A 20,764-nucleotide genomic window follows, 5' to 3' on the forward strand; every position below is an offset into this window, starting at 1 on the left:
GATGCTCGGCGCCAGCGTATGCGTAGAAACCCGCCTCCGGAGAGCCGTGGTCGTGCACGGCGCCACGTTGGGCATCGACGTCGAAGTCGTCCAGCGAGATCCTGGCGTCAAAGGGTTCGCGCCGGTGCCCAGGCGCTGGGTGGTCGAGCAGACCCGGGGCGCTGATGCTGCACCGGCGCTTGGTTCGCGACTGCGAGACGCTGCCGACCAGCGTGGAATCGATGATCTATTGGTCGATGAGTAGTCATCACGCCGTTGTGGAGGACGACGCCCACCTGCCGCTGTGTGCCGGCGATTGCCGTAGTCGTCGCGATCAGGACTCCTATCTAATGGCCGAGTGCGGTGAAGCTCTGGTCATTCGGTACTGCTGATCTTCGGCCGCAGGCTTCTACCGGATGAGGTCGGAGCTTGTCACCGCCTCGTGGTCTCCTAACATGAGCTCGTTCGGCTCGCCTTGCGACAGGCTGTACGCAATCTGTTAGCCCTCGGAAACGATCAACAATTTCGATGCGGGCATTATGGAATTTGTATACACTTTCCCCAGGCCATAGCTGTCCCGCTCTCTGGAAATCTCTCCTTCGTCGATTCTGTTGTAAATATCGCGAGTCGCTTTTTCGAAGTCGACCGACGAAATAAAGTCGTCGTAGCTAGTCTCCGGCCCCCAGAAGGCCGCCAAATTTCGCGGCCTGCGCGTCACATTGACCATGTTGTTGTTGTGGCGCACTCGGCTGTAATATACGACGTACTCTCCGCATTCATCCGGAGGGCAGTAGAACCGCGCATCATCCTTGTCCCAGGAGTTCCCCGCAATATATCCGTATTCCGGGTCGAGCCTGCCGCGATCCCTTCTCATGTAGTCGATCCCCAATATCGCTTCCAACTGGCCGTATCGCGCATCCGCAGGCAGTGTAATTGTTTGCTCAGAGGAGAATTCCTCTCCTGCTTCAAGCAGGGAGCCGAGCGTGTTGAAATGTCCTGAACTTACTACCTCAGCCGTGCTTTCATGGGCGTATCGTTCGGCTCGTTCGCTGAAACCAGTTCTCCACTCTTCTAGGCCGTCACCATTGGCGGCGGGGATCATCGGCGCCCCCCAGACGGTGTAGTCATCGTTGATGATGTACACGGGGATCCCCCCGTCATTTTTGACATACAGCTTGAGTGGAACGTTGACGTAAGCGGGATCAGAGGTTGCCTGTGGTGTGCCGAATTCCGCCTTGAGGATAAATCGAATCGGCGCGGCGGTGGGTTGATACATGGTCGAATAGGCAATGCTGACGGCTGTCAGAAGCGCAGTGGCAGCAACCCCGGCCGCAAATTTCTTCGGGTGCGGAATTCCCTGCCAAGCCTTTTCGCGAATGAGCAAATAGAGTGCCCATGCAGACCAGAGGAGAAGTGGCATAAATGCAAACAGGTAGGGCGTGTACTCCCTCTCCTCGAGCCACATGAATAAAAGAATGGCGCTGGTCGGAAGTGTAAACAGGGCCCCGAGCAGGACGATCGCTCCGGATATGTTCGACTGTCGCCTTCCCCAGTAGTCAAGGGCTGCAAATATTGCCACGGCCTGTAGCAGGCCCATCAGGATAAAAATGGCACCGACAATTCTTTGCGCGAAAGTAAGTGCCCCGAGGGCGTCCGGCCAGCCGATGGTTATGTGCATGATGGCGGACCCGAGCATTCCCGCGACCATCAGCGCCAGGATTCCGCGCCTTCTCCATGGACGGCTGGGCCACGTGTTGCTGTCCCCTCCGCGCCAATGTATGTATGTTGGGTCCTCCATGTCCATTGTTTCCGGGCAGCCGAGGCGATTCAGGTTCTTTCGCAGTTCGCGAAGTGACCAGGCGCTGGCGACCACCTCCCCGTTGATGATGACCTTGCGAAGGCCGCGACTGTCGGGCGGCTCCACGATTACCCACGGCTGAGTGCTCATGGAGCCAAGATCAAACCTGACTAGGCGATTTTCAAGAGGAACTGCTCCGTTCGGCCGCGATCCCAAAGCTCTCACGGGCGCCGTGCAGACCGCCGAATGTGTGCCGCCGCCTGGCCGACACCAGGACGCCGGCCTGGCGCGATCCACCGCGCGCAGGAGGCAGCGCACGGCAGGAGGCACACGATGGGATCACTGCTGGAACGGCTGGCCGAGCGCGAGAGAGCCGCCCGCGACCGCGTCGAGCAACTGCGCGGCCAGACCGACCCGCTGACAGCGCAGTTGGCCGAGGCCGAGAGCGCCATGACGCGCCCGGAGACCACCCGCGAGAGCGTGCTCGCGCCGGCCGCCGAGGACGAAGCCCCAGGCGGCTACCTGCGGCCCTCGCGCAGCGCGAGTCCGATCGGCGTGCCGAGCGCGCAGGCGAGGGCGCAGGCCGTCCAGACGGCGGTGTAGGCGCCCTCCTGCGGTACGGCCGGACGCAGCAGCAGACGGTCCAGGACGGCCGCCGCCCCCGCGCCGGCGGCGACACCCGCCAGGGACTTGAGGGTGTTGTAGACGCCGGTGCCGATACCGGTCTGGTCGCGCGGCAGACGCCGCATCAGCAGGCCGGGAAGCAGGCTGAGACCCAGGCCGGCGCCGTACCCGCAGACCGCACCCGGCACGGCGAACTGCCAGTACGCGTGGTGGCCGAGGGCGATCGCGGCGTACCCGGCGGCGCACAGCGCGAAGCCGGACGCGAGGACCGCGGCGGCGCCGTACCGGCGGGCGAGGCGGTCGGCGGTGACCGCGCCGAGCATGGCGGCGACCGTCTGCGGCAGGTACAGCAGGCCGAGCTGCAGCGGGGCGGCGCCCAGGCCGTAGCCCGTCTCGGCCGGGTCGGCGGCCTCGAAGGCCAGTGTCGGGCCCTGGGCGCCGTACAGTGCGCAGCCGAGCAGGAAGCTCAGGGCGAAGACCGGCGCGGTGGCACGCCGGGAGAGCAGCCGGACGTCCACCATCGGCCGGTCGGTGCGCAGCTCGTGGCGGACGAACAGGGCGAGCAGCACCGGGCCGAGGACGAGCAGCGTCGCGGCGGCCGCGCCGGGCAGGACGGCGCTGCCGCCGAGGCCGGCCAGCAGCAGGGTCAGGCCCAGGGACAGCAGGACGGCGCCCGCCCAGTCGGTCCGCCCGTCCGCCCGGGTCCGCGAGTCGGGCACGAACCGCCACACCACCGGCAGCGCCAGCAGCGGGAGCACCGCGAGGCCCCACAGCAGCGGGCGGGTGGCGGAGTCGCCGGTGCCGAGACCGCCGACGGCGAGGGCGCCGAGCGTCGATCCGACGGTCAGCGAGCCGACCAGCGGTCCGACCGCCCGGCCGCCGCGCTCCTCGCCCAGGTCGTCGCGCAGGATCGCGAACTCCAGCGGCAGCCAGCAGGCGAGGAAGCCCGACAGGGCGCGGCCGAGCAGCAGCACCGGCAGGTCGGTGGCGACGGCGGTGCACAGCGCGCCGAGCAGGGTGAGCAGGACGGTGATCCGCAGCAGCAGCCGGTGGCCGTGCAGGTCGCCGAGGCGCGAGGTCAGCGGCACGGCGACACCGGAGACCAGGAACTCGACGCCGAGGGCGAGGCTCAGGTCGCCCGCGTCGAGGTGGAGCTGCTCGCCCAGGCGGGGCAGCAGGATCGGGAAGCCGCCCTGCAGCACTCCGCTGGCGAACTCCACCAGCACGAGCAGGGGGACGGTCGCGCGGGCCGCAGCCCGGGCGGGGTGGACCGCGGCGGGGACGGTCTGGGTCATGGGCACACATCCGTTGGGGGCCGGAGGGCGTTGGGGGTGGCCGCAAGGATGGCTAACCTGGGGCGCTACGACCCCGAACCGCACGATTTCGCATCTGCGGACCTCTCCGCGCAAGGATCGGCCATGAACGACGAGCTGGACCTGGCCCTGGTGGACGCCCTGCGGATGGACCCGCGGGCACCGTGGTCCAGGCTGGCCGGCCCGCTCGGCGTGGACCCGGCCACCCTCTCCCGGCGCTGGGCACGGCTGGAGGCGGACGGCGACGCCTGGGTGACCTGCTACCCGTCGGCGGACCGGATCGGCCGCGGGCTGACCGCACTCGTGGAGGTGGAGTGCCGGGCCGGCCTGGTCGCCGAGGTGGCGGCCGCACTGGCCGGGCACCCGCAGGTGGCGTCGATCGAGGTGGTCACCGGCGGCGCCGACCTGCTGCTCACCGTCGGCGCGGGGGACCGGGCGGGGCTCGCCGGGTACCTGCTGGAACAGGTGTCGGCCGTGCCCGGCGTCGAGCGGACCCGCACCTCGCTGGTGGAACGGACCGTCCGGGAGGGCAGCCGGTGGAGCGACGGTGCACTGGACGCCGAACAGCGCCGGGCGATCGCCGAACAGCCGGCCGCACCGCGGAGCGTGCCCGCCTCCCGGCAGATCGAGGAGGACCTCGCACTGATGCAGGCGCTCGGCGGGGACGGCCGGATGCCGTACGCCGAACTCGCCGGACGGACCGGCCTGCCGGCCTCCACGGTGCGCCGGCGGCTGGCCGAACTGAGGGACTCCGGGCGGATGGTGCTGCGGTGCGACGCCTCGCCGCGGGTCACCGGGCATCCGCTCGGCGCCATGCTCTGGCTGGAGGTGCCGGCGGGCCGGCTGGAGGAGGCCACCGGGTGGCTGGCGGGCCTTCCGCAGGCGCGGATGTGCGCGGTGACGGTCGGTCCGGCCAACCTGGCGCTCTACCTGGTCGTCCACCGCACGTCGGAACTCCGCCGACTGGAGGAGGAGTTGACCGGCCGCTTCCCCCACCTGCGGGTCCGCGAACGGATGGTGACCCTCCGTACGGTCAAGCTGGTCGGCCGCCTCCTCACCCCGGACGGCCGCTCCAACGGCTACGTCCCCATCGACCCCTGGCCCACCCCGAGGGCGATCGGCTGACCCGACGGGGTCGGCTCAGCCGCGGGTGAGGCGGCCGAGGGCGAGGGCGGCCAGCAGGGCGGCTGCGTCGGGCAGGACCGCGTCGTCGAACTCGGCCTCGGCGGAGTGGTTGTAGGCGGCCGTGAACGGGTCCCGGCCGGGCGGGCAGGCGCCGAGCATCAGGTAGGCCGAGGGCACCAGCCGGGCCAGGACTCCGAAGTCCTCGGAGCCGGCGATCGGGCGCGGCATCTCGACGTACCGGTCCTCGCCGAGCAGTTGCCGTGCGGTGCCGGCGGCGAACGCCGCCTCCGCCGGGTCGTTGACGGTCACCGGGTAGCCCGGCTCGAGGACGGCGTCGACGGTCATGCCGTGGGCATCGCCGATGCCCCGGACGACCCGGACGGCCTCCTCGGCGACCAGGGCCCGCGCCTCGGGGGAGAAGGAGCGGACGGTCGCGGCGAACACCGCCTCGTCGGGGATGACGTTCTCCACGGTGCCGGCGTGGAAGGTGCCGACGGTGAGCACCACCGGGTCGAAGGCGTCGAACCGGCGGGTCGTCATGGTCTGCAGGGCGAGCACCGCTTCGCAGGCCGCCGGGACGGGGTCCAGCGCCAGGTACGGGCTCGACCCGTGGCCGCCGCGGCCGCGAACGGTCACCCGGAGAGTGTCGGAGGCCGCCATGATCGGTCCTGGCCGGGTCGTCACCCAGCCGCCCGGCAGCAGTGCCGCGCCCACGTGCAGCGCGTACGCCGCCGAGACCCGCTCGCCGGCCGCGTCCAGCACGCCTTCCTCGACCATCAGCGCGGCACCGCCCCCGCCCTCCTCGCCGGGCTGGAACATGAACACCACGCTGCCCGCGAGCTGCTCCTGCCGTTCGGCGAGCAGCCGGGCCGCGCCGACCAGGGCCGCGGTGTGCAGGTCGTGGCCGCAGGCGTGCATCGCCCCGGGCACCTGCGAGGCGTACGGCAGTGCGGTGGCCTCCTGCACCGGCAGCGCGTCCAGGTCGGCGCGCAGCAGGACGGCCGGGCCGGGCCGGCCGCCTCTCAGCACCGCGGTGACCGAGGAGAGCTTCTCGCCGAGGGTGATCTCCAGCGGCAGGCCGTCGAGTGCACCCAGCACCCGGGCGCGGGTCAGCGGCAGGTCGAGCCCGATCTCGGGTGCCCGGTGCAGGGCCCGCCGCAGCTCGACCAGGCCCGGTCGCAGCCTTTCGGCCGACTCGCGCAGCGCGGACAGGTGAACGGGAGCCGACATGGCCACTCCTCCTGGGTAGACGGTCCCCGAATGGTCCCCCTGCGGCCGCGCCCGCCCCGCGATCCGCACGGATCGGCCGCCCGCCCCCGCCCGCTTGCACGATCCCGCCGGCGCGCACCCCCGAACCGTCGCAGCCGCACCGACGACCCGTCAGCCCCGGAAGGCCTGTCCGAAAACTCTTGGCGTGTACGGGTCTTCCCATGCGGACCGCCGACTGGCACGCTGAGCGGGTTTGCCGAAACCGGGAGGCCCCTTGTTACGCTTTTCGACCCTCGCAGTGGCTGTGACCAGCGCTTTCGCCCTTGTCGCCGGTACCGCCGCCGCGGCTTCGGCCGCACCGCCCGCCGCACCGTCAGCCGCCCAGGCGGCCAAGGTGCAGCCGGTCGACTGGAAGCCGTGCAACCCGGATCCGTCCAAGCCGGACCCGAAGATCTACGACTGCGCCGTCTACCCCGTCCCGCTCGACTACGCGAAGCCGTCCGGCGAGACGATCGGCATCGCGATGATGCGCCGCCGCGCCGGGGACCCGGCCAAGCGGATCGGCTCCCTCTTCCTCAACCCCGGCGGCCCGGGCGGCAGCGGCTACCTGTGGGCGACCACCACCCGCTTCGAACCCCGGGTCACGGACAGCTTCGACCTGATCGGCTTCGACCCGCGCGGCGTGGCCCTGAGCAACCCGCTCAAGTGCTTCACCACCGACGAGGAGGCCAACGCGGTCTTCGACCGGATGACCGGTGTGCCGACCACCCAGACCGAGATCGACGGCACCCTCGCCGCCGACAAGGACTACACCGACGCCTGCGCCCGCAACGCCGGCGAGCTCGTCAAGCACATGTCCACCATGAACGTGGTCCGCGACCTCGACCGGATGCGGCAGGGTGTCGGCGACGCCAAGCTCACCTTCGCCGGTTTCTCCTACGGCACGCTGATCGGCTCCACCTACGCCAACATGTACCCGGACAAGGTCCGCGCACTGATCATCGACGGCAACGTCGACCCGCAGCTGCGCCTGCACAACGGCCTGGAGTACGACCGGCAGCGCGCCCAGGGCTTCGAACTCGCCCTGGACGAGTACCTGAGGCGCTGCCAGACCGCGGGCGCCCCGCGCTGCGCCTTCGCCGACAAGGACACCCGCGGCAAGTTCGACGCGCTCCGCGACCACCTGCGGACCAACGCCGTCACCCTGCCGGGCGGCGCCACCGTCACGCTGTCCACCTTCACCAGCCAGGTCGCCAACGCGCTGTACGCCCAGAGCCGCCAGGCGCCGCTGGCCCGCTCGCTGCAGGCGCTGCACCTGGCGATCAACCCGCAGCCGAGCCTCGTCGCGCCCTCCACGGACGAGGCGAACCTGCTCGCCCGGCCCGCCCCGGCGGCGCTCCGCGAGGCCCCGGCGGACACGCCGTACAGCGCGGACGACTCCTACTACGCCGTCAACTGCCAGGACAAGCCGTACCCGCCGGCCCCCAGGCTCTTCCCGCTGGTGGCCCGGGTGTGGGAGAAGGAGGCCCCGACCTTCGGCCGTTACCAGGCCTTCGACGCGCCGCCGTGCGCGACCTGGCCCGCCCCGGCGCTGTGGTCGGAGCGGTACACCGGGCCGTGGAACAAGAGGACCGCCACCCCGGTGATGGTCATCGGCAACACCTTCGACCCGGCCACCCAGTACAAGTTCGCGCAGCGCATGCAGCAGGAGCTCGGCAATGCCGTCCTGGTCACCGTCGACGTGGTGGAGCACTGCGCCGTCGGCCGCAGCAAGGCGCTGAACGCCCTGGTGACCTCCTACCTGGTGGACCGTACCGCCCCCGGGCCGGGCCAGGTCCTCAAGCCCGACGCCGACCCGTTCCCGGCGTGAGGGCTGCCGCGAGGCCGTGACGACCGGGGCCGTCCGGCCGCCCGCGGTGCGTCGGCGCTGCCACGGCGGTTTGATGAAGCCATGGAGTTCGAATCCGCCGAGATCTACGTCGACGAGCTGCTCGCCCTGACCGGAGGCCTGGACCGCCGGGCGGCCGAGGACTTCGTACGGCGGGTGTTCGAGGGCGGGGCCGAGCACGGCGCCCGCACCGCGCTGGCGAACGTGGCCGCCCTCGACAACGAGAAGGACGCGCAGATCAGGCGCCTCGGCGAGCGCCTGGTGGCCCTGGGGGAGGACCCGCTGGCGGTCACCCGCCTGCTGCGCGGCGCATGACACCGGCCGGCCACCCGTCCACGGCGGACGGGTGGCCGGCCCACGCCTTGCAGGCACCCGCTGCACGGTCAGCCCGCCGGGTCCTGCCAGACGTCGCCGTTCGGCAGCAGGGCGTCGGCCTCCTTGGGTCCCCAGGTGCCCTTGGCGTACGGGTGGACGGGCGCCGCATCGCCGAGCACCGGGTCGACCACCCGCCATGCCGCCTCGACGGTGTCCTGCCGGGCGAACAGCCACCGGTCGCCGTCGAGGGCGGCACCGATCAGCCGGTCGTAGGGCCGCATGTCCGAGCCGGGCAGCTCGCTGAAGGACAGCTCCTCGTGCTTGGCCTCCCACCCGCCGCCGGGCTTCTTGCCGGCGAGGGTCAGCGCCACCTGGGTCTCCGGCCAGACCCGGAAGCGCAGCGTGTTGGTGGCCGGCGCCGGCCGCAGGCCGAACACGTCGTGCGGCGCGCGGCGGAACCGGATGTTCACCTCGGTGGCCGTCACCGGCATGCACTTGCCGGCCCGGATGACGATCGGCACGTCCGCCCACCGCCACGAATCGCAGGCCAGCCGGATCGCGGCGTACGTCTCGACCTCGGAGTCCGGGGCCACGCCCTCGACGTCCCGGTACCCCTCGTACTGGCCGCGCACGATGTGCTCGGGGGTGAGCGGGCGCAGCGAGGAGACGATGTGTGCCTTGGAGTCGCGCCAGGCCTGCAGGCCCTGGCCGGCCGGCGGGTCGGCGAGCACGGTGGCCAGCACCTGCAGCATGTGGTTCTGGACGACGTCCCGCACGGCGCCGGTGCGGTCGTAGAACCGGCCGCGGTCGGACACGTCGAACGCCTCCGCCATGGTGATCTGGATGCTCTCGACGTGGGTGCGGTTGAGCAGCGGCTCGATCACCGAGTTCGCGAACCTGGCGAACAGCACGTTCTCCACCGGGTCGAGGCCCAGCCAGTGGTCGACGCGGTAGATCGAGTCCTCCGCGAAGTACTGGTGCATGGTGGCGTTCAGCTCGCGGGCACTCTCGAGGTCCGTGCCGAAGGGCTTCTCGACCATGATGCCGGCGCCCTCGGCCCGGCCGACCGAGGCGATGCCGCGGGCGATCCGCCCGAACAGCGGCGGCGGTACCTCCAAGTAGAACAGTGACCGCTGCCCCGTCCCCATGGCCTCGGACATCGCGGCGTAGGTGGCGTCGTCGTCGAGGTCGCCGTCGACGTAGCGCAGCAGGCCCATCAGCCTGGTCGCCGCCGGACTGTCCGGGTCCATGCCGTTGAGCGTGAGCGAGGCCCTGGCGTAGGCGCGGAACTGCTCCAGCCCCCAGCCGGCCTTGGCGACGCCCACCACCGGGACGTCGAGCACACCGCGCTCGACGAGCCCGACCAGGGCGGGGAAGGTCTCGAGCTTGGCGAGGTCCCCGGTCGCACCGAAGATCACCAGGGCGTCCGTCTGTCGTGTCGTCATCTCCGCTCCTCCTGTGGAGTGGACGGGTCGGCCGTCCGGTGGACGGTCAGCGCAGCCGGTCGGCGATCCGGTCGCCGACCCGCAGGGCGTTGGCGATCGCCGTCAGGGACGGGTTGACCGCGCCGATGCTCGGGAAGAAGGCCGTGTCGACGACGTACAGGTTGTCCAGGTCGTGGGCCTTGCAGTCGACGTCCAGTGCGGAACTCGCCGGGTCGGTGCCGAACCGGACGGTGCCGGCCTGGTGGGCGGTGGCCCCGATGGGCATGCCCTTGTGCAGGTAGATGCTGTGCGACAGCAGGTGGTGCTCGTGCATGCCGAGCCGGCCGAGCATCCCCTGGAGCTTGTGCCGCAGCCGCTTCAGCCCCGCCGTGTTGTTCTTCTCGTCGAGCGCGAGGCGCACGTTGCCGTCGGCGTCCAGGGTGACCCGGTTGTCCGGGTCCGGCAGGTCCTCGCCGCACAGCCAGAAGTCCACCGCGTGGTGCGCGAGCACCTCGAACGGCATGTCGGGGGAGACCGCACCGGCCCAGCGCGGCGCCTCGCCGTGGATCTGCTCGGCGTCGGACTTGCCCAGCATCTGGATGCCGCCCAGCGGATAGTCCCAGTCGTCCGCGCCCAGGTACCAGTCGTGCAGCGCCAGCGTCTTCTGGAAGGCCGTCGGATTGGGCTCCTTGGACACCGCCATCAGCGCCAGGTTGTTGTGCCGCATGTAGTGGCGGCCGACCACGCCCGAGCTGTTGGCCAGGCCGTCCGGATGCCGGTCGTTCGCGGACCGCAGCAGCAGCAGGGCCGAGTTGACGGCGCCGCAGGAGACCACCACCACGTCGCCGGAGAAACGTGCCGTACTGCCGTCGGCGAGCTCGGCGACCACCGCGGTGACGGTGCGCCCGGCGGGATCGGTCTCCAGCCTGCGCACGTTCGCACCGGTGACCAGGGTGACGTTGTCGTGCTCGAGCGCCGGGTCCACGCAGATCACCTGGGCGTCGGACTTCGCCCCCAGCAGGCAGGGGAAGCCGTCCACCCGGTCGCAGCGGATGCAGGCACTGGTGTGCGTCGCCCGCCCGTCGGCGTCCTGGATCAGATCCACGCCGATCGGCAGGTGGAAGGGGTGCAGGCCGTGCTTCTCCAGGTCGTCGCTCAGCTGCTGGATGCGCGGCTCGTGCTCGACCGGCGGGAACGGGTACTGCTCGCTCGCCGGGCCCCCGGTCGGGTCCTCGCCGTGCCGCCCGTGCACCCGGTAGAGCTGCTCGGCCCGGCTGTAGTACGGCTCCAGGTCGCCGTAGTCGATCGGCCAGGCCGGGGAGATCCCGCCGTGGTGGCGCATCTCCCGGAAGTCCTCCGGCCGCAGCCGGAACAGCGCCGCGCCGTAGAACTTGGTGTTCCCGCCGACGTAGTAGTTGACCTCCGGCGGGAAGGCGTTGCCGTCCTTGTCGTACCAGTACTCCGGAGCCCGGTAGCGGCCCTTCACGAACACCGCCGTCGAACTCCAGTTGTCCCGCTCGCGGGGGAGGTAGTCGCCGCGTTCCAGCATCAGGATGCGTTTGCCGGTCGACGCCAGGCGGTGCGCCAGGGTGCCGCCGCCCGCACCGGTGCCGATGACCACGACGTCGTAGTGCTGCTCGCCAGCCACGGAGTGTCCATTCTGGGAGTCGGTGCCTGCCCCGGGCCGCGCTGTCCGCGCCCGTGCCCCGCACAGGCGGCGGCCGGCCGGTGCCGGGATCCTGCGCCTGCGGCCATCCCTCGGGAGGCCTGTCACGTGCAAGCTACAACGCGCCCGGTCGGGCGGCACCTCAGGACGCGGAGCACCTCCTGGGGGCATCCGTGCCGAGTCCGCCGGCCCTCGGGCTGCGGGCACTCGTTCGGACCAGCGGTGCCACGTCCTGCCGGGCCGCGCGGCCGCCCGGTGCTTCACTGGGCCGGAACGTCCGCGATGGGAGCCGGAGCCGCATGAGCCAGTTGGATCTCGCAAGGCTGCAGTTCGCCATGACGTCGATCTACCACTTCCTGTTCGTGCCGGTCACGATCGGGCTCGGCTTCCTGACCGCACTGCTGCAGACCGCCTGGCACCGCACCGGGCGCCCCGAACTCCTCCAGCTCACCCGGTTCTTCGGCACCATCCTGGTGATCGGCATCGCGGTGGGCGTGGTCACCGGCCTCGTCCAGGAGTTCCAGTTCGGCATGGACTGGTCGGCCTACGCGCGCACCGTCGGCGACGTGTTCGGCGCGCCGCTGGCCATGGAGGGCCTGGCCGCGTTCTTCCTCGAGTCGACCTTCCTCGGCCTGTGGCTGTTCGGCTGGGACCGGCTGCCCAAGCGCGTCCACCTGGCCACCATCTGGATGGTCGCCCTAGGCGGCATGCTGTCCGCCGCCTTCATCATGGCCGCCAACTCCTGGATGCAGCACCCCGTCGGCTACACCATCGACCCGTCCACCGGCCGGCCGGAGCTCAACGACATCTGGAAGCTCTTCACCAACCCCGTCTTCCTCCGGGGCTATCTGCACGTCCTGCTCGCCTCGCTGGTCACCGGCTGCGTCGTGATGCTCGCCGTCTCCGCCTGGCAGCTGCGCAAGGGCGCCGCCCCGCTCGCCTTCCACGCCTCCGCCCGCCTCGCCCTGACCGTCCTCGTCCCCGTGATCATGGTGGCCATGCTCGTCGGCAGCGAACTCGGCGTCACCGAGGGCAAGTACCAGCCCATGAAGATCGCCGCCGCCGAGGCCCAGTGGGACACCTGCCAGCCCTGCTCCTTCTCGCTGTTCCAGATCGGCGGCGGCAAGAACGACGAGACCCCCACGAAGATCATCGAAATTCCGCACCTGCTGTCCCTGCTGGCCACCAACCACTGGAACGGCCAGGTCCTCGGCCTGAACGCCGTCCAGAGCCAGTACGAGCAGCAGTACGGGCCCGGCGACTACGTCCCCAACGTCTTCATCCAGTACTGGTCGATGCGCATCATGGCCTACCTCGCCGTCGTCGTCCTGCTGGTCGGCCTGTGGGGGATCTGGCTGCTGTGGCGCAAACGGCTCAGCTCCGCCAAGTGGTTCTGCCGCGCCGCCGTCTGGATCTCCCCGCTGCCGTTCCTGATGAACACCGCGGGCTGGCTCCTCACCGAGAGCGGCCGCCAGCCGTGGATCGTCCAGGGCATCCAGCTCACCAGCAACGGCGTCTCCCCGTCCGTCTCCACCGCCACCGTCGCCGCCAGCCTCGTCGCCTTCTTCCTCCTGTACGCCGCCCTGGCCGTCGTCGCCGCCTTCCTGATCACCCGCTACGCGCGCAAGGAACTCGCACCACCGCCCGCCGAGGACACGCCCGTACCGGCACTGTCCTACTGACACCACGCCACCCCTGGGACCGCCCGATGGCCCTCGCCACCTTCTGGTTCATCCTCATCGCCGTCCTGTGGGCCGGCTTCTTCGTCCTGGAGGGCTTCGACCTCGGCGTCGGCATGCTGCACACCGCCGTCGCCCGCGACGAGGCCGGCCGCCGAGCCGCCCTCAACACCATCGGCCCCCTGTGGGACGGCAACGAGGTCTGGCTGATCGTCGCCGCCGCCGCCATGTTCGCCGCCTTCCCCGGCTGGTACGCCACCATGTTCTCCTCCTACTACCCCGCCCTGGTCGTCCTGCTGGTCGGCCTGATCGTCCGCGGGGTGTCCTTCGAATTCCGCGGCAAGGTCGACAGCGCACGCTGGCGCAGCACCTGGGACATCCTGCTGATCTGCGGCAGCCTCCTCGTCCCGCTGCTTCTCGGCATCGCCCTCGGTGCCCTGCTGCACGGCGTTCCGATCGACGGGAGCCAGGAGTTCACCGGCGACCTCGGCGACATCTTCTCGGGCTACGCGGTCTTCGCCGGCATCACCTTCGTCCTGCTGTGCCTGATGCACGGCGCCACCTTCATCGCCCTCAGGACCACCGGCGACGTCCGCCACCGGGCCGCCGGGCTGGCCCGCCCGATCGCCCTGGTCACCGCGCCGGTCCTGCTGGCCTTCCTGCCCTGGACGCACTCCACGGCGGGCAAGGGCGTGCTGCCGAACATCCCCCAGCTCCTCGCGGTGATGGCAGTGATCGCCGCAGCCTTCCTGGTGGTCCGCGGCCACGACGGCTGGGCCTTCGCGGCCACCACCGCCACCGTTGCCACCACCGTCCTCGGCCTCTTCGTCGACCTCTACCCCCGGCTGATGGTCTCCACCACGAACTCGGCCTTCGATCTGACCGTCCGGAACAGCGCCGCCGGCGAATACGCCCTGAAGGTCACCAGCGTCGTCGCCGTCGTCTTCTTCCCCCTGGTGCTCGCCTACCAGGGCTGGACGTACCACGTCTTCCGTCGCCGTATCTCCGCCGACCAGTTCGCCCACCCCGTCGCCGAGTGACCGACGGTCAGAGGACGGCGACCGGATTGACGGGGGAGCCGGTCGCTGCGGGCAGCCGCAGCGGGGCGATCACGCACAGGAAGGACCAGCGGCGCTCCTGCTCGCACAACGGTGCCAGGTCCTCGAACTGCAGGTAGTCCAGCAGGTGCAGGCCCATCGCGTGCACGGCGAGCACGTGCACGGGGAAGGCGACGCCCTCGGTCGTACTCGGGGCGGCGTCGTTGTTGCCGTCGCTGCCGAGCACCGCGACCTGCCGGTCGGCCAGGAACTCCACCGCCGTCGGATGCAGCCCGGCCCGCGCCTCCGCGGCTCGCCACGGCCCGCGCTCGTCCCTGCGCCGCCGGTGCCCGACCCGGACGAACAGCAGATCGCCGGCCCCCACCCGGACGCCCTGGGCGGCCTCGGCCGCCGCCAGCTCCGCCGCCCCGACCTGCTCGCCCGGCTCCAGCCAGGGCACGCCGTGCAGCCGCGGGATGTCCAGCAGCACGCCGCGGCCCACGATCCCGTCACCGGCCAGCGCGACGGACAGCTCCGCGGCACCGTCCGCAGTCAGCCCGTCCGTGCTCCTCCCGCCGAACAGCGTGCCGTGCCACACCACATGGCACAGGGCGTCGAGGTGACTGTCCGCATCGCCGTGCACGTTCATGTCGAAGTGGTCCCGGGCGAAGTCCAGCCCGCCGGCGACGCTCCCGGCCACGGCCCCCGTCATCCGGTGCCCGGCCGGCTCCGGATTGTCGGGCCCGCGCACGGTCTCCACCGGCGACGCAAGACTCACCCGCCGCCCCGAACGGACCTCCCGCGCCGCCGCCACCACCCGCTCCGGCGTGATCAGCTCCAGGGCGCCCCGCCCCGCACCTCCGCCACCCACCGGGCGCCGGACCCGCTCGTGCAGCGCGCGGAACTCGTCCGCACCGAGCGCGGGCAGGGCAGGGAAGGCACGGCGGTCGGTCATCAGGAGCCCCGCTTCCGGTCCAGGGTGCCGCCGAGGGCCGCGGCCGCCGTCGATGCGCCACGGCCGGGCGGACACACTCCGCCGACGGCCCGAGGGGAAAACCTAACCGGCCCGGCCGCGACCACCCGGCACCCGCGGCCGCTACCGCATCCGACATCGCCCGCCCGGCCGAGCGCTCCGCGGCCCGAGAGCCGGAGCCCGCCGCCGGGATCTCCGGCCGGACGGTTCCTCCGGCGGGGGTTCAGCCTGCTGCGCGGCCGCGCCTGCGCCGCGGGAACGGCCCGCAGGCCGGGTGGTGGCCGAAGGCGCCGACGGTCACCGCGCGGGCCGGGGGCTTCCGGGAAGACGGGCTGCCCGTGGCCGATTGCTGCCCCGATCCTGTCGCGACAGTGCTTCGAGCCCGGAGCGGCGTGCTCCTGGTGGCCGCTGCCCGGGCACAACCCGGCGGGGAGGGGAGTTCGAGGTCCTGCGGATCAGCAGGAGCGTGCGACCTGGAGGAGGTGGTCACGGACGAGGGTGACGTGGGGGAGGGGGTGGGCGCCGCTGCGCTGGGCGAGGAAGCCCGTGTTGATGGGGGCGTCCTCGGGGTCAAGCAGTAGCCGGAGCGAACCGTTGGCGATTTCCGTGGTGCACAGGTAGCGGGGCAGGACGGTGGCGCCGAGACCCGCGAGGGCGGCGGCTTTGACGGCTCGGAGGTCGGGGATGACCAGGGCGGGTTCGGCGACCAGGCGGGTGTCGAAGACGTGTCGCCAGTAGCGGCGGAGAATGGGCAGGTCGTCGGCGTACGAGATGAGGGGGATGTCGGCCAGGGCGGCGGGCCCGTCACGGGTGAGGAGGTCGTGGTCGATTTTGTCGGTCCAGTCGGGGGTGGCGACCAGCACGAAGTCCTCGTCGGCGAGAGGTTCGGAGGTCAGGGCCCGGCCGCGGGGGCGGATCGTGGAGACGACGAGGTCGTAGCGGCCGGTGCGGAGCCCCGCGAGGAGGTCTTCTGAAAGGCCGGTGGTGACGCGGAGCCGGACACCCTTGTCCAGGAGTGGGCCGAGGCTCGGGACGACGACGGCGGCGAGGAACTCCGCGGGCCCGCCGAGGAGTACCGGAGGCTCCGGCGCCGCCTCGTCGAGGGCGCCGCCGGTGATCGCCTCCAGGGCGTCCATGGGAGCGGCGAGCCGGGCGGCCAGGTCGTCGGCGGCGGGGGTCGGCGTCACGCCGCGGGGCAGGCGCTCGAAGAGCTGGCGGCCCATGTGGTCTTCGAGGGCTCGCAGCTGGGTCGTCACCGTCGGCTGGGTCAGACCGACGAGCCGCGCCGCGGCGGTCAGGGAACCGGCGCGGTAGACGGCCAGGAAGGTGCGCAGCTGCGCCAGGTCCAGCGACCCATTGGATTTCTTATCGATCACATAGAAGAGTCTATTTGCTGGGCGTGACTATGGGGCCTAGCGTCGTGGACGCACCGGCGGATCGACGATCCGAGCGTGGAACGTCGAACTGCCGGTCCACGGCATATGGCAAGGAGACCCTGATGTCCAAGCTTCTTTTTGTAGTGACCGGTGCGACCCACTGGACGCTCAATGACGGCACCCGGCATCCGACCGGCTTCTGGGCCGAGGAACTGCTCACCCCGTACAAGGTGTTCACCGAAGCGGGCCACGAAGTCGTCCTCGCCACACCGGGCGGGGTGGTCCCGGCCGCCGACCCGGGCAGCCTGGCACCGGAGGTCAACGGCGGCCGCGACGTTGCTCCCGAACCGGCCGGGATTTCCGCCCTGGCGGCGCCGCTGAAGCTGGAGGAGGTCGACCTGGCCGCCAACCGCGCGGACGGCACCTCTGCCTTCGCCGGCCGGAAGATCACAGCCTTCTCCAACGAGGAGGAACGCCAGGGCGGCCTGGCCGCCAAGGCGATCTGGCTGCTGGAGGACCGGCTCGAGGACATCGGCGCGGACGTGCAGGTCGCTTCCCCGTGGACGCCGAACGTGGTCGTCCACGGCAACCTTCTCACCGGCCAGAACCCGATGTCGTCCGGCCCGCTCGCAGTCGAACTGCTCAGGCAGCTGGGCTGACGATGTCCGCCGACCGACTCTCGGCGGTCTTGGACTCCACCTACGAGTGTTTGCTGCTGTACGGGGTGCGCCGGACCACGATGGACGACATCGCCCAGCGTACGGGCCTGTCCCGGTCGAGCCTCTACACCTACGTCCGCAACAAGGACCAGGCGTTCCGGCTGCTCGCCGAGCGCCTGCACCGCCGAGCGCTCGACGCGGCACAAGCCGCGGCCGACCGCACCGACGCCACCGCCGAGCAACGGGCCCTGGGGATCCTCACAGCCAAGCTGGATCTCGTACTGGTGCTCAGGGACTCCCCGCACGTCGCCGAACTGCTGGATGCCCGAACCCGCTTGTGCGGCGACATCTGCACCGCCTTCACCGCCCACCTCCGCACCCTCCTGACCGAAGTCTTCGAGCAGGCGGGCACCGACCGCCCCCGGGACGCAGCCGACATCTGCCTGACCGTGGTGCGCGGCTTCGAAAGCCCACCCCACCAGGCCCACCTGATGCAGCCGGCCGCCGAGGCCGTCATCGACGGCCTGCTGCGACCCGTCCGACGGGCTGCGTCCACCGACCCGCACCCCCCACCCGGAGCACTGACATGTCCGGAATGAGCCGCCGGATCCGCCCTGCCTCCCGTCCGGTCGGGGAACCGGTCCCGGCGGACGCCTCGCAGGCCGGCGGCCCTCGCCCATCGTGATCCCGACACGCGTGGCGTTGCCGATCTGCCCGACCGGGCGCACTTACCTTTGTGCCCGCGGCCCGGCCTTGAGCAGCGTCCAGCTCTGTACGGCGATCCCAAGGACCATCGATCTCCCATCCGTCACGACCCGCAGCAGCGCGGGCGTTCGAAAGGCTGAACCATGACGCGTCGTCTTGAAGGAACCGCCGCCCTGGTCACCGGGGCCTCCAGCGGAATCGGCCGCGCCACTGCGCTGGAGCTCGCCCGCAGGGGCGCGTCCGTGGCCGTGGTGGGCCGGCGTGAGGACCGGCTCACCGATCTCGCAACGGAGATCACCGGCGCCGGCGGACAGGCGCTGGTCGTACCCGCCGACATCACCGACGCCCAGGCTGCTGCGGAAGCGGTCTCCCGCACCGTCGAGGGCCTGGGCCGCCTGGACATCCTGGTCAACAACGCCGGCCTCATGCTGCTCGGGCCCGCCCCCGACGCGAACCCGGACGACTGGCGGCGCATGGTCGACATCAACCTCATGGGCCTGATGTACACCGCCCACGCGGCCGTTCCCCACCTGCTCAAGGCGGCCGGCCAGGGCCCCCGCCAGGTCGCCGACATCGTCAACATCGGCTCCCTCGCCGGCCGCAGCGCCTTCGCCATGTCCGCCGCGTACTGCGCCACCAAGTTCGGCGTCGGAGCCTTCACCGAATCGCTGCGCCAGGAACTGGCACGCCGGCATGTCCGCGTTTCCGTCGTCGAGCCGGGCAGCGTCGACACCGAACTGCGCACCCACAACCCGGATGTGGTTCAGCAGTACATCGCCTCCGCCCTGGGCGACATCGAGCGCCTCCAGGGCGAGGACATCGCCGACGCCATCGGCTACATCGTCACCCGCCCCCGGCACGTGGCCGTCAACGAACTGCTCGTGCGCCCCACCGAGCAGGTCTGAGTGCGAAGCCCGTACTACGGCCTGTTCCTGCGGATCCGCAGCCTGGACGACGGCTGCGGCTGGCGGATGTACTACCACCAGGGCACTCTCGTTCCGGACGGGGCGGCGCAGCGGTCCTGACCGGCCCTCGGGTCGCCCGGGTGTTCCGTACCCGGCCCATGGGGAAGGTGAAGGGGTGGCGCCGTGAGGCGCGCCACCGCCACCACAGACCCGGGCAGGGGAGTGCCGCGTGACCGGACCCACGAACGAGCCGCCCACCGATGCTGCGGACGCCGGACGGACGGACCCGCTCGTCCGGCTCTCGCTGGCGCAGCTCCGGCAGCGCACCAGCATGAAGTGGCGTGTGCACCCGGAGGACGTCCTCCCGCTGTGGGTGGCGGAGATGGACGTCCCACTGGCGCCCGCCGTGGCGGAGGCGCTGCGTGCGGCCGTCGACCTCGGCGACACGGGGTACCCGCACGGGACGGCCTATGCGGAGGCCCTGGCCGGATTCGCCGCCGAACGGTGGAAGTGGGACGGCCTGCGGGTCGAGAACACGGCCCTCGTGCCGGACGTCATGCTGGGCATCGTCGAGACGCTGCGCCTGGTGACGGGTCCCGGGGACGCGGTCGTCGTCTGTTCGCCGGTGTACCCGCCGTTCTACGCGTTCGTCGCCCACGACGGCCGCGAGGTGATCGAGGCGCCGCTCGGCCCCGACGGCCGCATGGACCTCGCCGCCCTGGACGAGGCCTTCGTGCGGGCGCGGCGCCGCGGCCGACGGGCCGCGTTCCTGATGAGCAACCCGCACAACCCCACCGGCACCGTGCACACCCGTGCGGAGCTCGAGGCGGTGGCGGCGCTGGCACGCGAACACGGTGTGCGGGTGGTCTCCGACGAGATCCACGCCCCGCTGGTGCTGCCCGGGGCGGTGTTCACCCCGTTCCTCAGCGTCCCGGGCGGCGAGAACGCTTTCGCCCTGACCTCCGCCTCCAAGGCCTGGAACCTGGCCGGTCTCAAGGCGGCCCTGGCCGTCGCCGGTCCGGAGGCGGCCGGTGACCTGCGCCGCATGCCGGAGGAGGTCGGCCACGGCCCCAGCCACCTGGGGATCATCGCCCACACGGCGGCCTTCCGCGACGGCACGCAGTGGCTCGACGACCTGCTGGCCGGACTCTCCGCCAACCGGACCCTGCTGGGCCGGCTCGTCGAGGAGCACCTGCCCGGCGTGCGGTACCTCCCGCCCGAGGGCACCTACCTCGCCTGGCTGGACTGCACGCACCTCGGTCTGCACGAGGACGGGCCCGCCGAGGGGTCCGGTGTGGTGAGCGACCTGGCCGGGCCGGCGAGGATGTTCCTGGACGAGGCCCGGGTCGCGCTCAGCTCCGGGCACGTCTTCGGCACCGGTGGGGCGGGATGCGTCCGGCTGAACTTCGCGACCTCGCCGGCCGTCCTCCGCGAGGCACTCGCCAGGATGGGCCGCGCGGTGCAGGCCCTCTGACGGCGGGCCGGCCGGGGGCCGGGGGCGGGCGGGTCGGTCTGCCCGTCCTGTGGCGGGTGCCGGTGCGGCCGTTCGGCGGGTGTCCCGCGGCGACCGGGGACGCCATCATGGGGAGTTGATGTTACCGGCGGGTAGGGCCAGTGACTCGCACCAGCACGAGAGGGACCGTGGCCCGGCATGACCGACCGAAGCAGGTTCGAGGACGCATTCGCCGGATTCCGGAGCATGCCGTACCCGCCCTACCCGGCGCTGGAGGCCCTGCGGGACTGGAACTCGGACCTGCTGACACTGGACGGCCATGTCGCGGGCTACGCCTCGCGGGTGCACCGCGGCAGCATGCAGGCGTGGGAGGTCCCCCACCTCGTCGGACTGGTCGCCGAAGTCGATGCACTGCGTGCCGCACTGGATGCGATCGACCACGTGTCCGGCGACGACCGGACGATGATCGCCGCCTTCCGCGACTACATCTCGGCCATGCAGGCGATGATGCACGAACTCGACCGCCTGGCCGGCCCCCGGGACCGTGCCGGCGCGGAGTGTTCGACTCCACGGCCCCTTCGGCGGCGGTGAGCAGCCTGCGAAGTCCTATCGCTGAATCTTTGCGTTAGTGGCGCA

Annotated in this window: 18 protein-coding genes and 1 pseudogene; 12 read left to right on the top strand and 7 right to left on the bottom strand. The window is 71.2% G+C overall.

Features of this window, described 5'->3' with window-relative positions; translation table 11 throughout:
- Positions 1-22: 22 nt before the first annotated feature.
- A pseudogene (locus ACQ614_RS37335) lies at positions 23-371 on the top strand (hypothetical protein); the annotation flags it as partial.
- A gap of 107 nt (positions 372-478) precedes the next feature.
- Here ACQ614_RS37335 and ACQ614_RS37340 read toward each other — a convergent pair.
- Positions 479-1,927 (bottom strand): hypothetical protein, encoded by a 1,449-nt coding sequence (locus ACQ614_RS37340; RefSeq protein WP_431683582.1) that lies wholly within the window; start codon positions 1,925-1,927, stop codon positions 479-481.
- Between the two features lie 183 nt (positions 1,928-2,110).
- On the opposite strand from ACQ614_RS37340, the gene ACQ614_RS37345 reads away from it, so the two are divergent.
- Complete coding sequence (locus tag ACQ614_RS37345; protein WP_431683583.1) at positions 2,111-2,380, top strand: hypothetical protein; 270 nt, start codon at positions 2,111-2,113, stop codon at positions 2,378-2,380.
- Here ACQ614_RS37345 and ACQ614_RS37350 read toward each other — a convergent pair.
- Positions 2,296-3,696 (bottom strand): MFS transporter, encoded by a 1,401-nt coding sequence (locus tag ACQ614_RS37350; RefSeq protein ID WP_431683584.1) that lies wholly within the window; start codon positions 3,694-3,696, stop codon positions 2,296-2,298. The genes ACQ614_RS37345 and ACQ614_RS37350 overlap by 85 nt on opposite strands.
- 123 nt (positions 3,697-3,819) lie before the next feature.
- Here ACQ614_RS37350 and ACQ614_RS37355 point away from each other — a divergent pair, with 123 nt between their 5' ends.
- Positions 3,820-4,839 (top strand): Lrp/AsnC family transcriptional regulator, encoded by a 1,020-nt coding sequence (locus ACQ614_RS37355; protein ID WP_431683585.1) that lies wholly within the window; start codon positions 3,820-3,822, stop codon positions 4,837-4,839.
- A 15-nt stretch (positions 4,840-4,854) separates the two neighbouring features.
- On the opposite strand, the gene ACQ614_RS37360 is transcribed toward ACQ614_RS37355, so the two are convergent.
- Positions 4,855-6,069: a M20 metallopeptidase family protein gene (locus ACQ614_RS37360; protein WP_431683586.1), complete on the bottom strand. Its 1,215-nt coding sequence runs from the start codon at positions 6,067-6,069 to the stop codon at positions 4,855-4,857.
- 283 nt (positions 6,070-6,352) lie between these two features.
- Between ACQ614_RS37360 and ACQ614_RS37365 the strand changes: the two genes are divergently transcribed.
- Entirely contained in the window at positions 6,353-7,918 is a 1,566-nt protein-coding gene (locus tag ACQ614_RS37365) for an alpha/beta hydrolase (RefSeq protein WP_431683587.1), read from the top strand.
- An 81-nt stretch (positions 7,919-7,999) separates the two neighbouring features.
- Complete coding sequence (locus tag ACQ614_RS37370; protein WP_431683588.1) at positions 8,000-8,251, top strand: hypothetical protein; 252 nt, start codon at positions 8,000-8,002, stop codon at positions 8,249-8,251.
- Positions 8,252-8,319: 68 nt separating this feature from the next.
- Here ACQ614_RS37370 and zwf read toward each other — a convergent pair whose 3' ends face one another.
- Together zwf and ACQ614_RS37380 are read right to left on the bottom strand one after the other, a co-directional pair.
- Entirely contained in the window at positions 8,320-9,696 is a 1,377-nt protein-coding gene (gene zwf / locus ACQ614_RS37375) for a glucose-6-phosphate dehydrogenase (protein ID WP_431683589.1), read from the bottom strand.
- 46 nt (positions 9,697-9,742) lie between these two features.
- Positions 9,743-11,323 carry a GMC oxidoreductase gene (locus tag ACQ614_RS37380; protein WP_431683590.1) on the bottom strand — a complete coding sequence of 527 codons (1,581 nt, stop codon included), beginning with the start codon at positions 11,321-11,323 and terminating at the stop codon, positions 9,743-9,745.
- Positions 11,324-11,640: 317 nt separating this feature from the next.
- Between ACQ614_RS37380 and ACQ614_RS37385 the strand changes: the two genes are divergently transcribed.
- Together ACQ614_RS37385 and cydB are read left to right on the top strand one after the other, a co-directional pair.
- The gene (locus ACQ614_RS37385; RefSeq protein ID WP_431683591.1) at positions 11,641-13,023 is read left to right on the top strand and encodes a cytochrome ubiquinol oxidase subunit I; all 1,383 of its coding nucleotides are present in this window, start codon (positions 11,641-11,643) and stop codon (positions 13,021-13,023) included.
- Between the two features lie 26 nt (positions 13,024-13,049).
- Positions 13,050-14,060 carry a cytochrome d ubiquinol oxidase subunit II gene (gene cydB / locus ACQ614_RS37390; RefSeq protein ID WP_431683592.1) on the top strand — a complete coding sequence of 337 codons (1,011 nt, stop codon included), beginning with the start codon at positions 13,050-13,052 and terminating at the stop codon, positions 14,058-14,060.
- Positions 14,061-14,067: 7 nt separating this feature from the next.
- Here cydB and ACQ614_RS37395 read toward each other — a convergent pair whose 3' ends face one another.
- A complete protein-coding gene (locus tag ACQ614_RS37395) occupies positions 14,068-15,012 on the bottom strand; it encodes a cyclase family protein (protein WP_431683593.1) in 945 nt (314 codons plus the stop codon).
- Between the two features lie 473 nt (positions 15,013-15,485).
- Positions 15,486-16,406, bottom strand: a complete 921-nt coding sequence (locus ACQ614_RS37400; RefSeq protein ID WP_431683594.1) for a LysR family transcriptional regulator — start codon at positions 16,404-16,406, stop codon at positions 15,486-15,488.
- A gap of 122 nt (positions 16,407-16,528) precedes the next feature.
- Between ACQ614_RS37400 and ACQ614_RS37405 the strand changes: the two genes are divergently transcribed.
- The 5 genes from ACQ614_RS37405 to ACQ614_RS37425 all read left to right on the top strand — a co-directional run bounded on the left by ACQ614_RS37405 (position 16,529) and on the right by ACQ614_RS37425 (position 20,719).
- A complete protein-coding gene (locus ACQ614_RS37405; RefSeq protein ID WP_431683595.1) occupies positions 16,529-17,065 on the top strand; it encodes a type 1 glutamine amidotransferase domain-containing protein in 537 nt (178 codons plus the stop codon).
- A 29-nt stretch (positions 17,066-17,094) separates the two neighbouring features.
- Positions 17,095-17,664 carry a TetR/AcrR family transcriptional regulator gene (locus ACQ614_RS37410; protein ID WP_431683596.1) on the top strand — a complete coding sequence of 190 codons (570 nt, stop codon included), beginning with the start codon at positions 17,095-17,097 and terminating at the stop codon, positions 17,662-17,664.
- A 249-nt stretch (positions 17,665-17,913) separates the two neighbouring features.
- Entirely contained in the window at positions 17,914-18,675 is a 762-nt protein-coding gene (locus ACQ614_RS37415) for an SDR family NAD(P)-dependent oxidoreductase (protein WP_431683597.1), read from the top strand.
- 229 nt (positions 18,676-18,904) lie between these two features.
- Positions 18,905-20,149 (top strand): MalY/PatB family protein, encoded by a 1,245-nt coding sequence (locus tag ACQ614_RS37420; protein ID WP_431683598.1) that lies wholly within the window; start codon positions 18,905-18,907, stop codon positions 20,147-20,149.
- Positions 20,150-20,326: 177 nt separating this feature from the next.
- Entirely contained in the window at positions 20,327-20,719 is a 393-nt protein-coding gene (locus ACQ614_RS37425) for a hypothetical protein (protein WP_431683599.1), read from the top strand.
- The last annotated feature ends 45 nt before the right edge of the window (positions 20,720-20,764 follow it).

It is taken from the genome of Kitasatospora dryopteridis (genome assembly GCF_050749075.1).
Classification (GTDB): Bacteria; Actinomycetota; Actinomycetes; order Streptomycetales; family Streptomycetaceae; genus Kitasatospora.